The organism is Granulicella pectinivorans, assembly GCF_900114625.1.
GTDB classification, from domain to species: domain Bacteria; phylum Acidobacteriota; class Terriglobia; order Terriglobales; family Acidobacteriaceae; genus Edaphobacter; species Edaphobacter pectinivorans.
This window is the reverse complement of sequence record NZ_FOZL01000001.1, coordinates 3,856,154-3,868,362: the sequence shown is the minus strand read 5'-3', so window position 1 is coordinate 3,868,362 and position 12,209 is coordinate 3,856,154. Positions and strand designations below refer to the sequence as shown.

General features: G+C 61.6%; 14 protein-coding genes. 5 read left to right on the top strand and 9 right to left on the bottom strand.

Annotated elements, in window-relative coordinates; translation table 11 throughout:
• Positions 1-25 precede the first annotated feature (25 nt).
• The 4 genes from BM400_RS15525 to BM400_RS15510 all read right to left on the bottom strand — a co-directional run bounded on the left by BM400_RS15525 (position 26) and on the right by BM400_RS15510 (position 3,419).
• Entirely contained in the window at positions 26-1,186 is a 1,161-nt protein-coding gene (locus BM400_RS15525; protein WP_245781894.1) for an SH3 domain-containing protein, read from the bottom strand.
• 105 nt (positions 1,187-1,291) lie between these two features.
• On the bottom strand, positions 1,292-2,425 hold the full coding sequence (locus BM400_RS15520; RefSeq protein WP_089840416.1) for a lactonase family protein: 1,134 nt from the start codon (positions 2,423-2,425) through the stop codon (positions 1,292-1,294).
• Positions 2,426-2,531: 106 nt separating this feature from the next.
• On the bottom strand, positions 2,532-2,960 hold the full coding sequence (locus BM400_RS15515; protein ID WP_089840414.1) for a Fur family transcriptional regulator: 429 nt from the start codon (positions 2,958-2,960) through the stop codon (positions 2,532-2,534).
• Between the two features lie 21 nt (positions 2,961-2,981).
• A complete protein-coding gene (locus tag BM400_RS15510) occupies positions 2,982-3,419 on the bottom strand; it encodes a DUF2203 domain-containing protein (RefSeq protein WP_089840413.1) in 438 nt (145 codons plus the stop codon).
• Positions 3,420-3,496: 77 nt separating this feature from the next.
• Between BM400_RS15510 and BM400_RS22835 the strand changes: the two genes are divergently transcribed.
• Genes BM400_RS22835 through BM400_RS15495 form a run of 3 tightly spaced genes read left to right on the top strand, consistent with a single transcriptional unit; the run spans position 3,497 to position 5,728 of the window.
• Positions 3,497-4,033: a twin-arginine translocase TatA/TatE family subunit gene (locus BM400_RS22835; RefSeq protein ID WP_089840411.1), complete on the top strand. Its 537-nt coding sequence runs from the start codon at positions 3,497-3,499 to the stop codon at positions 4,031-4,033.
• Entirely contained in the window at positions 4,026-4,811 is a 786-nt protein-coding gene (gene tatC / locus BM400_RS15500) for a twin-arginine translocase subunit TatC (RefSeq protein ID WP_089840409.1), read from the top strand. The genes BM400_RS22835 and tatC overlap by 8 nt, the downstream gene beginning before the upstream one ends.
• A complete protein-coding gene (locus tag BM400_RS15495; protein ID WP_089840407.1) occupies positions 4,808-5,728 on the top strand; it encodes a M28 family peptidase in 921 nt (306 codons plus the stop codon). Before tatC ends, BM400_RS15495 begins: the two co-directional genes overlap by 4 nt.
• Before the next feature lie 106 nt (positions 5,729-5,834).
• On the opposite strand, the gene BM400_RS15490 is transcribed toward BM400_RS15495, so the two are convergent.
• Positions 5,835-6,440, bottom strand: coding sequence for a histidine phosphatase family protein (locus tag BM400_RS15490; protein WP_089840405.1), 606 nt, complete (start codon positions 6,438-6,440; stop codon positions 5,835-5,837).
• Positions 6,441-6,475: 35 nt separating this feature from the next.
• On the opposite strand from BM400_RS15490, the gene uvrB reads away from it, so the two are divergent.
• Positions 6,476-8,464 carry an excinuclease ABC subunit UvrB gene (gene uvrB / locus BM400_RS15485; RefSeq protein ID WP_089840403.1) on the top strand — a complete coding sequence of 663 codons (1,989 nt, stop codon included), beginning with the start codon at positions 6,476-6,478 and terminating at the stop codon, positions 8,462-8,464.
• Positions 8,465-8,527: 63 nt separating this feature from the next.
• Here the strand turns inward: uvrB and BM400_RS15480 are convergent, their stop codons facing one another.
• A complete protein-coding gene (locus BM400_RS15480; protein ID WP_089840401.1) occupies positions 8,528-9,067 on the bottom strand; it encodes a glutathione peroxidase in 540 nt (179 codons plus the stop codon).
• A gap of 174 nt (positions 9,068-9,241) precedes the next feature.
• Positions 9,242-9,940 (bottom strand): HAD family hydrolase, encoded by a 699-nt coding sequence (locus BM400_RS15475; protein WP_089840399.1) that lies wholly within the window; start codon positions 9,938-9,940, stop codon positions 9,242-9,244.
• Positions 9,941-10,028: 88 nt separating this feature from the next.
• Here BM400_RS15475 and BM400_RS15470 point away from each other — a divergent pair, with 88 nt between their 5' ends.
• Positions 10,029-10,622, top strand: coding sequence for an acetate uptake transporter (locus tag BM400_RS15470; RefSeq protein ID WP_089842007.1), 594 nt, complete (start codon positions 10,029-10,031; stop codon positions 10,620-10,622).
• Between the two features lie 61 nt (positions 10,623-10,683).
• On the opposite strand, the gene BM400_RS15465 is transcribed toward BM400_RS15470, so the two are convergent.
• Both BM400_RS15465 and BM400_RS15460 read right to left on the bottom strand, forming a co-directional pair.
• Complete coding sequence (locus BM400_RS15465) at positions 10,684-11,724, bottom strand: ComEC/Rec2 family competence protein (RefSeq protein WP_089842004.1); 1,041 nt, start codon at positions 11,722-11,724, stop codon at positions 10,684-10,686.
• 34 nt (positions 11,725-11,758) lie between these two features.
• Positions 11,759-12,208 (bottom strand): YybH family protein, encoded by a 450-nt coding sequence (locus tag BM400_RS15460; protein ID WP_089840398.1) that lies wholly within the window; start codon positions 12,206-12,208, stop codon positions 11,759-11,761.
• Position 12,209 lies beyond the last annotated feature (1 nt).

Genomic DNA, 12,209 nt, shown 5'->3' with positions numbered 1-12,209 from the left:
AGGAAGCATGAGCCGAAGAGGAGGCTCATTTCTTCTTCTTGCCCTTCTTGTTTTTCTCCGGCGGAGGCTCCGGATGCGCCTGTTCCTGCTTTGGATCCTGCCCGGGGTCGAGGATGCGGTGGACCGAATTGCCCTCCAGTCGCCATGTCTTCGAGATTAGCTTGCCTGGTGTCACCAAACCCGTCACAGGATCGGGGACGGCGGGTGCAGAGTCTGCTGCCAGCACCCGATAGGTGAAGCTCGGCAGCTCGGTCTGGGCCATTACCGACTTGCCGTTCGCATCCTTCATCCTGCCGATCTTCACCGGCAGGTAGCCTTCGATGTTCTTCTCGCGGAAGCCGGTCTCGTAGCGATGCATCTTGGTCGACCAGGTAAAGAGCCGGACCTGGTCGAAGTCGTACGGCAGGCCGGCACGGTAGGGGCTCAGCACCGTCAGGTAAATGGGAACGTCCTTGTTGTCCATCGGGGCTCCAGGATCGTTCACGGTGGTGAGAACGTAGGCCCCGACAAAACGCTGGCCCTCGGCATACCTGGTGAGCGTGTCGGGTGCATCAACGTCAATCATCCGCGAGTAGATCCAGCCGGAGTGCTTCTGCGCATCGCGGACCAGCCACCAGTCCTCCATGACAGGAGGAAGCGGCGCGGGAGCAGGTTCCCCGGGCTTGGCTGGTGGAGGCTTCGGCGGCGCCTGCCCCGGGGGCAGAGCCTTCGGCAGCGTGGCGCGCGCGATCAACTGCAGCTTGTCGCCCTCGGCGAGCCGGTAGAACCGCTCCGTCTCGCGCCCTGGCTTGATGTGCAGATACACCTCGTCGCGCACGACGGCGGAGGCTACCGAGGGATCCTTGGCATGATCTTCCGCAAGCTTCGTAAAGGTGTCCGCGACCTGTTGGGTGGCGACCGTCTTCTCGTCGATCCAGCCGATCTCGCCCTTGGTCGTCTTGACCTTGATAAAGCGCCGTCCATGCTCGAGCACGGTGAGCTTATCGCCGTTATTCACGATGCCAGTCCGGTTGGAGACGGCGGCGATACGGTCGCGCAGAAACGTCTGCTTGGCCGTCACATAGACGTACTCGCTCGAAAGCACCTTGGGACGGAAACGGGAGCAGCCCGTAAAGGCCAGGAGAAGCACAAACGACATGGCGAAGACACGGATCCGGCCGGCGTGGTCAGACTGGGTGGAATGCATACGGAGGGCGTTGCTCCTTCAGGCGGACAACTCCCATTATAGGCGGAGGTCCCGATACGGTTGGATGCCGTATCGGGCACAAACGGAGAGAGAAACGCGACGAACCTAGTGAGTCATCGCCACGGCGATTGCCCCCGTCGGGTCGGTTCCAGTCGTCGCGGTGCTGGCGACGTTCAGCTTGCCCGCTGTGGTGGCGTCGAAGCTGTACATCGTCAGATCGGACGATCCACCCAGCGAAGCCGCGACGATGTATTTGCCAAGCGAGTCGCGTCCCAGCGAGTTCACGTTGACACCGCTGGCGAAGGGTGAACCCGAGATCGGCGTCAGCGCGCCCGAGGTCGCAATGGTGTAGCCGGAGATCGTGCCATCGGTGCGGTTGCCCGCGTACAGATAATCTCCGGTGGCGTCGATTACGACCGAATACGGACCCCCGCCGGCAGCAAAGGGAGATCCGCTGACGGAGTTCAGCGCACCGTTCGAGCTGATCGTATACGCCGTCACACCGGCCCCGGTGCCGCTCCGCGCGATGTAAAGATGCGTCGAGGTGGAGTCGACCGTCAGCGCGTTGTCGCTGCTCGTCGTGGAGCCTGCCAGGCTGGTGTTGTACGTCAGAGCCCCGGTGGAGGTGTTGAAGTTGAACACCGCGTCACCGCCCGTGCCAAGCGCGGCGAAGACGAACGCTCCCGACGGAGCGAACTTGATGGCCCGCGGAGCCGAAACGCCGTTGCCCGTAATGCTGTACGTGGCACCGGTGGCCGCGTTCAGCAGACCGGTCGAGGTGTTGATCGCATACTCGTCGACGGTGACACCGCTTGCGTCGAGCGCGAGCAACCAGTTGCCGTCGGGGGAGACGTCCAGGGAGACGACATTCACGCTAGCCAGGGCCTGACCGCTGTTCAGTGCCGTCAGTTGCCCCGTCGTCGTATTGATCGAAAAGCCGTAAAGAGCCACGGCGGTGCCGACGTACAGATACGTATTTGCCGGCGTTACGACCAGGCTGGTCGGGGAGATTCCAAGGCTGTAAGGCGATCCACTCACCGACACCAGCTTGCCCGAGTTCAGCGCGAACGCGGCAAGATTGGTGGTTGTGGCATTCGCTACGTAGGCGTAGCTCGTCGTCGAACCCGAACCCGAGCCGCCACCTGTGCCGGGGTAGACGAAGAAGTTTCCGCAGCCGCTCAGGGCCGGGATCGCGGCGCAAAGCGCAAGCCGGAAAAGATACTGCGGGGAAAAACGCATGCATAGCCTCGTAGAAAAGAGCCGCGTTGGAAGACGGGGAGCCGCGACCTTCCCGTTAGACGCAGCCGATGCCCCGGAGTTGCGAACGAGGGGAGCGAAAGAACGTTCAGGCCTGCTGGCACTTCGCGCACAGCCCAATCACATCGACCGCGTAGCGCTCGACAAGGAACCCACCCGGCAGGCGATCGTGCTTCGGCAGAAGGCCAAGCTCGGCCTCGTCGATATCGGTGATCGACTTGCAACGGCTGCACACGACGTGATGGTGATCGGAGCTCGCCATCTCCACCCGTACGGTGCCGTGGTGGAGGCTGACCTCGCGCAACACGCCGCTTTCGACGAAAAGATGGATATTCTTGTACACCGTGGCCAGTGAGATGGTCGGGATGCGCTGCCGGACCTCGGCGTAGATCTCCTCGGGAGAGGGGTGTCCGTGCATCGACTGCATCACCTCATACAGCACTTCGCGCTGATGGGTGACGGCGATCCCCTGTTGCTCGCAGAGGGCACGGAACGAGATGTCGGCTGCGGCGGCCATCTTTCAATGGTAAACGAGAATCTAGTTCAGCCGCTCGCGTTCGATCCGGCCGAAGCGCCCGTCGATCGGTTTGCGGTCGGCGATCGACTCGTTTTCGTTCACCCAACTGGTGATCGTAAGTTCGCCAAGCTGCCAGCTCAGGAAGACCGTCGCACCCTCGAGCTTGCACGGAAACGCCAGCACGCCCTCTTCAAGATCCGCCACCTGCACCCCGATCGCTTCGATCTCGGCCAGCGTATCCTGCACCTCTTTGCTGCTCTTGTCGAACTGCGCACGGCGTTTGGCGGCGACGGAAACGTCGACCCGCACGCCGCCCGAGAGGAAGATGCGCTGCGAAAGCTCCTGCATCTCGACTTCCAGCCCGGAGGCCTTCTCGGCGTTCGCCTGGGCTCTCTTGAGGAGCGATTCGAGCACAGGCAGAAGGGTCTGCGCCTCCTGCCAGGTGAATGTCTTGGTCATCGCCGCCCTCTCCCTTCAAAGCTTATTCTAGGCCGATTTGTCCGGTCTGTAACGAGGCCGTATCATGGGAGGCAAGTATGCCTAGCTTTCAGGACAGTGCAGTCATCTTCATTATCGCGTTGCTGCTCTTCGGCCCCAAGAAGCTGCCGGAGCTGGCACGCCAGTTGGGCAAGCTGATGGGCGAGTTCCGGCGCGCGTCGAACGACTTCCGGATGCAGATGGAAGACGAGCTGCGGATGGCCGAACAAGCCGATCGCCAGAAGAAGATCGCCGAGATTGAGGCGGCGGCTCCGGTTGCACCCGCGCTTGAGGCGTCGACGGAGCTCGAAACGACCATGCCCACGGCCCATCCCGATAGCGGGGAAGACTTCGTCCAGAGAGACGGCGCAGTCGAATACACGGTGGAAGATCCCGCGCCGGTTGCGGCCGAGGTTCAGCCCATCGCCAGTGAGGGTGATTTGAAGATGATGCCGCCCGACACAGGGCTCCCGGTGGGACGGGGTAACAGCGCGTTGACGCCTCTGCTCGAATCGATCCCCGAGGCCACGCCGGCCGAGATCGAGGCGCGTGCCGGTCATGCCGCGGAAAGCACGCAGGTGGACCACCATGGATGACCCGATCGATAAGGCACGCGCCGAGATCAAAGACCGCGCCGAACTGCCCGGCATGAGCCTGATGGAGCACCTGGAAGAGCTGCGCAAGCGCCTCGTCCACTCCATCCTGTACCTGCTCGGCGGCTGCGCCATCGCCTATGTCTTCAACGCGAAGCTCATCACCTGGGTGCAGCAGCCGCTGCTCAACATCGGCCTCAAGATGACGATGACCCACCCCACTGACGCGCTGAACCTCATGATCAAGTCGGCGGCGGTCTTCGGTGCCATCTTCGCCAGCCCGTTCATCCTGTACCAGGTCTGGCTCTTCATCTCCCCGGGCATGTACGCGCACGAGAAGAAGTACGTCTTCCCCTTCATGGGCGCGACCGTCGGCCTGTTCCTCAGCGGAGCCTGGTTCGGCTATCGCTATGTGCTCCCCGGCGCAATGGTCTTCCTCATCCAGGACATCGGCAAGAACTACACCCACATGATCACCATCGAGGACTACACCGGCTTCTTCCTCGCGGTCATCCTCGGACTCGGCGTCACCTTTGAACTGCCGGTTCTCATCTTCTTCCTTGCGCTCTTCGGCATCGTCGACGCGAAGTTCCTGCTCAAACACATCCGTTACGCGATCCTGCTGATCTTCCTCATCGCTGCCATCATCTGCCCGCTGCCGGACCCCATCAGCATGTGCCTCTTCGCCAGCCCGATGCTTGTCCTCTACCTCATTGGCGTGGGTGTCGCGCTGGTCGTCCACCCGGAACGTCGTAAGGCCAGGGAGGCCAAGCGCGCATGAAGAGTCTTCTGAAGCTGAGTCTGCTGTTGCTGGTCTGCCTGCCGTCGTTCGCCCAGAAGCCCGGTGCCGTCAGTGGGGCCGCCGTCTATGCGACCACCAGGCAGCTTCTGGCGGTCGCGCCGAAGCGCTTCAACGGCTCTCCGGGTCACGCGAAGGCCGAGCAGTTCATCCAGGATCACTTCGCCCCCGAAAAAGCCAAGGGCAACTTCGAGCAGGACAGCTTCACCGCCCGCACGCCCGCCGGCATGCAGTCGATGAACAACTACATCGTCAAGTTCCCCGGCAAGAAGGACGGCATCATCGTCCTCGGCACCCACTACGAGACCAACTGGCCCCTGCGCGACATCAATTTCGTTGGCGCCAACGACGGAGCCGCGACCACTGCGCTGCTCATTGGCATCGGCCAGTACCTCCGCGCCCACCCGCCCGAGGGCTACTCGGTCTGGCTGGCCTTCTTCGACGGGGAAGAGGCCGTCCAAAGCTGGACGAACTCCGACTCGCTCTACGGATCGCGCCACCTCGCCGCCAAGTGGAGCCAGAACGGAACCATCGGCAAGATCAAGGCCTTCGTTCTCGCCGACATGTGCGGCGATCGCGACCTGAACATCGATCACGACGCTAACTCCACGCCCTGGCTGGAAGACCTGCTCGCCACCGCAGCGAAAAACACTGGCCACGCGTCCTCGGTCTTCAAGAACCAGACCGAGGTCGAAGACGATCACTTACCCTTCAAACAGCGCGGCGTCCCGGTCCTCGACATCATCGACCTCGACTACGGTCCCCCCACCAAGGAGCATCCGGAAGGCGGCTTCCACCACACCGAGCTCGACTCCATCGACAAGGTGAGCGCCCACTCCCTGCAGATCTCGGCGGACCTCTTCCTCGAAGTCATCCGTCTCGTCAACGCCAAAGGCTAGTTCCGGAAAGAAACAAAGAAAAGCGGGAGGAACCAGGCGTCGTGCCTGTTCTTATCCCGCTTTTTTTGATCCTGGTTACGAATTGCTTTAGAGTGAAGCCGCGTAGTTATCCGCCGAACCCACGATTCCAGTGCAAGATCACCCGCGTCTCCCGCTCCCATCCGAGCACCGAAACGCTCCCCGTCCCAAGCCCGAACAATGCGCCACCCTTAGCCGGCAATCCAATCCACCGCGCCGCCAGAATACGCAGAATATGCGCATGCGCGAACAGCGCCACATTCCCGCCGCCCTGCTGCCCACCTGCCTCCAGCGCCCGTGCGATCACATCATCCGCCCGCTCGCCCACCTGCTCCGCCGTCTCGCCCTCATAGATGGGATCCTTCCACACCGACCAGCCCGGAACCTCCTCGCGAATCTCCTTGGTCGTCTTGCCCTCGTAGATCCCGTAATTCCACTCCATCAGCCCTTCATCGATGTACGCGTTGTCGATCAATCCCGCGATCCGGCATGTCTCCTTTGCGCGGTGCATCGGGCTCACAAACACCGCCGCAAACGGTGTGTCCTTCAAATAAGCGCCAAGCTCGACGGCCTTCTCGCGCCCGTTGTCGGTCAGCGGAATGTCGGTGCGGCTGGTGTGTGCCCCCGAAAGGCTCCATTCGGTTTCGCCATGTCGACAAAGCCATAGCTGGCTTGGTGGGATCAGTAAGCTCATGCGTGAAAACCTCCGTCTTCCTCTATCCTATAGGGATGGACTTTCAGCTTGTGACATCGTACAAACCGCAGGGAGATCAGCCAAGGGCCATCGGCGAGCTCGTCGCCGGGATTGAGGCAGGCGAAAAAGACCAGGTGCTGCTCGGCGTCACCGGCTCCGGCAAGACCTTCACCATGGCCAAAGTCATCGAGGAGCTGCAGCGCCCCGCGCTCATCCTCGCGCACAACAAGACGCTGGCCGCCCAGCTCTATCACGAGTTCAAGACCTTCTTTCCCAACAACGCCGTCGAATACTTTGTCAGCTACTACGACTACTACCAGCCCGAGGCCTACATCCCCTCCGGCGACCTCTTCATCGAAAAAGAAGCCACCATCAACGAAGAGCTCGACAAGCTGCGCCTCGCAGCCACCCGCAGCCTCTTCGAGCGCCGCGACGCTATCATCGTCAGCTCCGTAAGCTGCATCTACGGCCTCGGCTCGCCCGAAGCCTACTACGGCATGTTGCTGCTGCTCGAACGCGGCCAGAAGATCCGCCGCGAAGACATCACCCGCCGCTTGGTCGAGATCCTCTACGAGCGCAACGACGTCGACTTCCGCCGCGGCACTTTCCGCGTGCGTGGAGACATCATCGAAGTCTTCCCAACCTACGACGAGTCCGCCTACCGCATTGAGCTCTTCGGCGACGAGATCGACGCCCTCTCGCAGATCGACCCGCTCTTCGGCACCGTCAAGCAGAAATACTCCCGCCTCCCCATCTACCCCAAGTCCCACTATGTCGTTCAGCCCGAACGCAAGAAGACCGCCTCGGACTCCATCCTCGCCGAGATGGAGTGGTGGGAAAAAGAACTGGAGTCCCAGGGCCGTCTCGTCGAGAGCCAGCGCATCCACCAGCGCACCCGCTACGACCTCGAGATGATCAAGTCCGTCGGCTACTGCCACGGCATCGAGAACTACTCGCGGCACTTCTCCGGGCGCCTCGCCGGCGAGCCGCCACCCACGCTCCTCGACTACTTCCCGCGCGACTTCCTCCTCTTCATCGACGAGTCCCACGTCACCGTCCCGCAGCTTCACGGGATGTGGCACGGTGACCGCAGCCGCAAGCAGAATCTCGTCGACTACGGCTTCCGCCTGCCCAGCGCCATGGACAACCGCCCGCTCAAGTTCGAGGAGTTCGAAGGCCGCACCGGCCAGATCATCTACGTCTCCGCCACCCCCGGACCGTACGAACTGACGAAGGCCGCTGGCGTCGTCGTCGAACAAATCATCCGCCCCACCGGCCTCATCGATCCCATCGTCGAGATCCGTCCCGTCAAGGGCCAGATCGACGATCTCCTCGCCGAGATCCGCGACCGCGTCTCGAAAGACCAGCGCGTCCTCGTCACCACCCTCACCAAGCGCATGTCCGAAGACCTGGCCAACTACTACACCGAGGTCGGCGTCCGCTGCCGCTACATGCACTCCGAGATCGAAACCCTGGAGCGCATCAAGCTCCTCCGCGACCTCCGCAAAGGGGAGTACGACGTCCTCATCGGCATCAACCTCCTCCGCGAAGGTCTCGATCTCCCCGAAGTCTCCCTCGTCGCCATCCTCGACGCCGACAAGGAAGGCTTCCTCCGCTCCCAGGGCTCGCTCATCCAGACCATCGGCCGCGCCGCCCGCCACCTCGAAGGCCGCGCCATCCTCTACGCCGACAAGATGACCGACTCCATGCAGCGCGCAATCAACGAGACCGACCGTCGCCGCGAGAAGCAGGTCGCCTATAACGAGGAGCACGGCATCACCCCCGCCTCCATCAACCGTCCCCTCGAGATGGGCCTCGCCGGCATCCTCAAGGCCGACTACGCCGACCTCACCGACGAGGCCGAGGGCATGCCTGACTTCGCCACGCAGGCCGAGCTCGACGTCTACATCGGGAAGCTCGAATCCGACATGCGCGAAGCCGCCAAGAAGTTCGAGTTCGAAAAGGCAGCGAAGCTCCGCGACACCGTCCGCGAACTCCGCACCAAGGAGTTCTTGTTCAGCTAAAGAAAAATCCTCACAACCAGAAGCCTTGGTTGTGAGGATTTGTATTTGCGCGGCGGCCGAGCGCTACTGCTTTTTCAACTCAGCCTCAATCGCCGCGATCACCTCGGGAGAGTCCGGCGTTGTCGCCGGTTCAAAGCGGCCTACCGGTCTTCCATTGCGTGCGACAAGAAACTTCGTGAAGTTCCATTTGATCTCGCCACCCACCGCAGGGTTCGCCGCCTTGTCCGTCAGGTAGTGATACAGCGGTGCCTGATCCGCACCCGCCACCGATACCTTCGACATCATCGGAAACGTCACATGGTACTTGCGGTTGCAGAAGGTCTTGATCTCGGCCTCGGTTCCAGACTCCTGGTTGGCGAAGTTATTCGCCGGAACCCCCACCACCACAAGCCCCCGGTCTTTGTACTTCTCGTACACCGCCTCGAGCGCCGAGTATTGCGGCGTATACCCGCACGCACTCGCCACATTGACCACGAGCAGGACCTTGCCCTTGTAGGTTCCAAGCGAAGTCGGCTCTCCATCGATTGTCTTGAGTTTGTAGCTGTAGAGCTGGTTCGCGGTTCCCGCAAACGCAGCGATGGCGGTACCAAGCAAGGCCAACATGAGTCGTTTCCGCACAGTGTTCTCCGTTTCTCTTAGCCGACGATGGCTGGATGCAGCCATTATAGGTCGTTCCCAAAATGTCATTCTCGCAAAACTCACAGCACCTGCGTTGGTTTTGCTGTCCCCAGGATGCTGAACCGCGAACGCCTCATGCCGTGTTAGGCCCAAGCCATTCTAGGCAAAGATCGCTGACGGCCACTCGATCGGAGCATCGACAGTGACGTCCGGCTGCGCCGCCGCCAGCGTATGCGGAGCCAGCCCGAACGTACAAGCCACCGAACGCGCCCCGGCATTCCGCGCCGTAAGAATGTCCACATCGGAGTCGCCGATCATTACCGTCTCAGCCGGGGTGATCGGCGACTCGGATGGGTGCAGCGCATTGGCCTCCGCGATCAGCTTCAGCAGCCCATGCGGATCTGGCTTTTTCGTATGGAACGAGTTCCCCCCATAGTTCTGAAAGAAGTATCGATCCAGCCCGAAGTGCGTGCAGATATCCCGCGATGGATGCACCGGCTTGTTCGTCAGCACCGCCATCGGCACGTCCGGATGTGCCGCACGAATCGCCTCCAGCGCCTCAAAGACGCCCGCATAGACATAGGTGAAGTCCAGCTTGTGCGCGCGGTAGTAATGGAGAAAGAAGCCTAGCGCCTCATCCAGCAGAGCATCCTCCACATAGTCCGGGTCGCCCAACGCCCGCCGGATCAGCATCGACGCACCATCGCCAATGTAGCTGGCAATCACGGCGTCCGGCAGAGAAGGCCGCGCCAGATGCGCCAACGTGGCGTTTACAGAGTTGCAGAGGTCCTGGCGGGAGTCGATCAGGGTGCCGTCGAGGTCGAAGATCAGAAGGCGCGGAGCAGGGAAGCGGTCCATAACTTAACGATACGGGATACGCCCATCCATGTACGATGGTGCCCGCATTCGCAACCCACTGTTTCCCGCGCCAAGGAGAGAAGAACGCATGCCCGAAGTCCTCGCCGCACCAGCTACTCTGCCCAAAATTGCAAACCCAGGCCCACTCGGCCTACTCGGCTTCGGCCTCACGACGTGCGTCCTCTCGTCCGTCAACGCCGGTCTGCTTCCTCCCGAAGCCGGAGTCGTCGTCGTCCCGCTCGCCTTTGCCTACGGAGGCATCGCGCAGATCATCGCCGGCATCCTCGAGTTCAAGGTCGGCAACACCTTCGGCATGGTCGCCTTTACCTCCTACGGCCTCTTCTGGTGGTGGTTCGCCCTGCTCAAGTGGACCATCGGCGCAGGCTGGCTCAAGGCCCCGCCCGCAAGCGCCGTGGCAGTTACTTTGCTGATGTGGGGCGTCCTCACCTTCCTCTTATGGATCGTGACCTTCCGCCTCAACAAAGCCGTCTTCAGCGTCTTCCTTCTGCTCTGGATCGCATTCTTTCTGCTTGCCGCAGGCGACTTCGGGTACGCTACCGGCAAGCTCGGCGGCTACGTCGGCCTGCTCACCGGCATCGATGCCATGGCAGTAGCCTTCATCGAAGTCCTGAACGCCGTAGCCGGCAGGGTCGTCCTCCCACTCGGAGACCCCATCCTCTAGCTCCCGAACCGGGTGCCCAGGTCTCGCTTCCGAGACCTGGGTTCCTCTCTGCCGTGCGCAATTATTTCGCCGGATACGTCTCCGTAGCATGTGTGCGATCGTTCGTAATCTCAAACGCACCATTCGGATGCGCAATCAATTCCAGCCCAACCCCCGCATCCGTTCCCTGCGGATTCGCAACGTACTTGTCCGCGGTGTTGTTCTCCGGCCCACCCTCCTCGGAGTAGTGAAGTTGCCACAGTGCCTCCAGCCCTGGGCTTGTCTGATAGACCTTCAGCACCGGAGTCGACCCACCCTTCTTCGCGCCGTTGTCCATAATCGCAACGCGTGGCGCAATCGCATGCACCAGCGCCGGACTCGAGCTCTGGTACCAGCCATGGTGCGAGACGATGTCGATATCGATATGCCCCAGCTTGTCGTTGGGACACATCATCTGCATCTCTTTGTCCCAGGTCAGGTCGCCCAGGTCCAGAATCTTCAGCTTCCCAAAGCGGATCAGGATCCCCAGCGACCGCGCGTTCTCCGTCACATCTGCTGGCCTCGTCTCGGACACGCCGCAAAACGCATTCGGCTTCCCCGCACCGGGCAGCGCATGGGCGATCGTCTCACCATCGGAACTGATGACCATCGCATCGATGCCGGTAATCGGCAGCTTGTCGCCCGGATGCAGCACAAGCTGCTTCTGCTTCCCGCCCGCCAGCAAAGCCTGATACGCCGTATAGCCCTCCACCGTGCTCTTGTCCCCCGGCTCGCGATTCGGCCCATGCACCAGGAACGTGCCGATCGGGAACCGCGCCGCAAGCTGCGGCACTCCGCCCACATGGTCCGCATGGTAGTGCGTGATCAGCACATAATCGATGCGGCTCAGGTGCGCCGCCTTGGCCGCGGCGACGATACGGTCGGCATCGCGACTCTCATGTCCCGCCCACCCCGTATCGATCAGCAGGCTCTGCCCGGTGGGCGTCACAAAGAGCGTCGACTGCCCGCCCTCCACGTCGATAAACGAGATCTTGAGTTCGCCCGATTGCGCGACGGCAGGAAACGTAAAGACGGCAGGAAGCGTAAGAAGGCCTAGAGCGAGCGTGAGCAGAATCGATTTCATGCAGGCCATTCTCTGTTGTGGAGGGTGCTTCCGTCTACTGGGGTTTCATCTCGGTCCATGCCTGCTGCACGATCAGCCACCGCCCGGCCACACTGCGATACACCGTCAAGTACGAACCCTTGAAGTGATTCTTCGCGCCGGTCGCCCGAACGGTGATGTCCTCGTCGTAATCCCCGCTATCGAAGGCGAGATCGCCCGACACCTCGACCGACCGTGACCGGAGATGGCACGAGGCGTCGAAGGTTGAGGTGACGGTCTTGTAGAGAGTAAGTGGCTCACTGGCTCCGTGAATACGCGCTCCGGAGGGATCGAGGAAGTCCGCATCTGGCGTATAGAGCGCCACGGCTGCTTGGACTTGCTTACTCAAAAGCGTCCCGATCCACTCGGTGCGCGCTGTAGAAAGCTCGTCCTGAATGCTCATCTCTGCGATGGCGCACGAAGGAAGGAAGAACGACAAAAGGGCCACAATCGTCTTAGCGATCATG

Excerpts from the sequence above, each read along its gene's own strand:
- BM400_RS15490 (WP_089840405.1), bottom strand. The coding sequence starts at position 6,440 with ATGAGCTTACTGATCCCACCAAGCCAGCTATGGCTTTGTCGACATGGC.
- BM400_RS15475 (WP_089840399.1), bottom strand. The coding sequence starts at position 9,940 with ATGGACCGCTTCCCTGCTCCGCGCCTTCTGATCTTCGACCTCGACGGC.
- BM400_RS15515 (WP_089840414.1), bottom strand. The coding sequence starts at position 2,960 with ATGGCCGCCGCAGCCGACATCTCGTTCCGTGCCCTCTGCGAGCAACAG.
- BM400_RS15465 (WP_089842004.1), bottom strand. The coding sequence starts at position 11,724 with ATGAAATCGATTCTGCTCACGCTCGCTCTAGGCCTTCTTACGCTTCCT.
- BM400_RS15460 (WP_089840398.1), bottom strand. The coding sequence starts at position 12,208 with ATGATCGCTAAGACGATTGTGGCCCTTTTGTCGTTCTTCCTTCCTTCG.
- BM400_RS22835 (WP_089840411.1), top strand. The coding sequence starts at position 3,497 with ATGCCTAGCTTTCAGGACAGTGCAGTCATCTTCATTATCGCGTTGCTG.
- BM400_RS15480 (WP_089840401.1), bottom strand. The coding sequence starts at position 9,067 with ATGTTGGCCTTGCTTGGTACCGCCATCGCTGCGTTTGCGGGAACCGCG.
- BM400_RS15495 (WP_089840407.1), top strand. The coding sequence starts at position 4,808 with ATGAAGAGTCTTCTGAAGCTGAGTCTGCTGTTGCTGGTCTGCCTGCCG.
- BM400_RS15525 (WP_245781894.1), bottom strand. The coding sequence starts at position 1,186 with ATGCATTCCACCCAGTCTGACCACGCCGGCCGGATCCGTGTCTTCGCC.
- BM400_RS15520 (WP_089840416.1), bottom strand. The coding sequence starts at position 2,425 with ATGCGTTTTTCCCCGCAGTATCTTTTCCGGCTTGCGCTTTGCGCCGCG.
- BM400_RS15510 (WP_089840413.1), bottom strand. The coding sequence starts at position 3,419 with ATGACCAAGACATTCACCTGGCAGGAGGCGCAGACCCTTCTGCCTGTG.
- uvrB (WP_089840403.1), top strand. The coding sequence starts at position 6,476 with ATGGACTTTCAGCTTGTGACATCGTACAAACCGCAGGGAGATCAGCCA.
- tatC (WP_089840409.1), top strand. The coding sequence starts at position 4,026 with ATGGATGACCCGATCGATAAGGCACGCGCCGAGATCAAAGACCGCGCC.
- BM400_RS15470 (WP_089842007.1), top strand. The coding sequence starts at position 10,029 with ATGCCCGAAGTCCTCGCCGCACCAGCTACTCTGCCCAAAATTGCAAAC.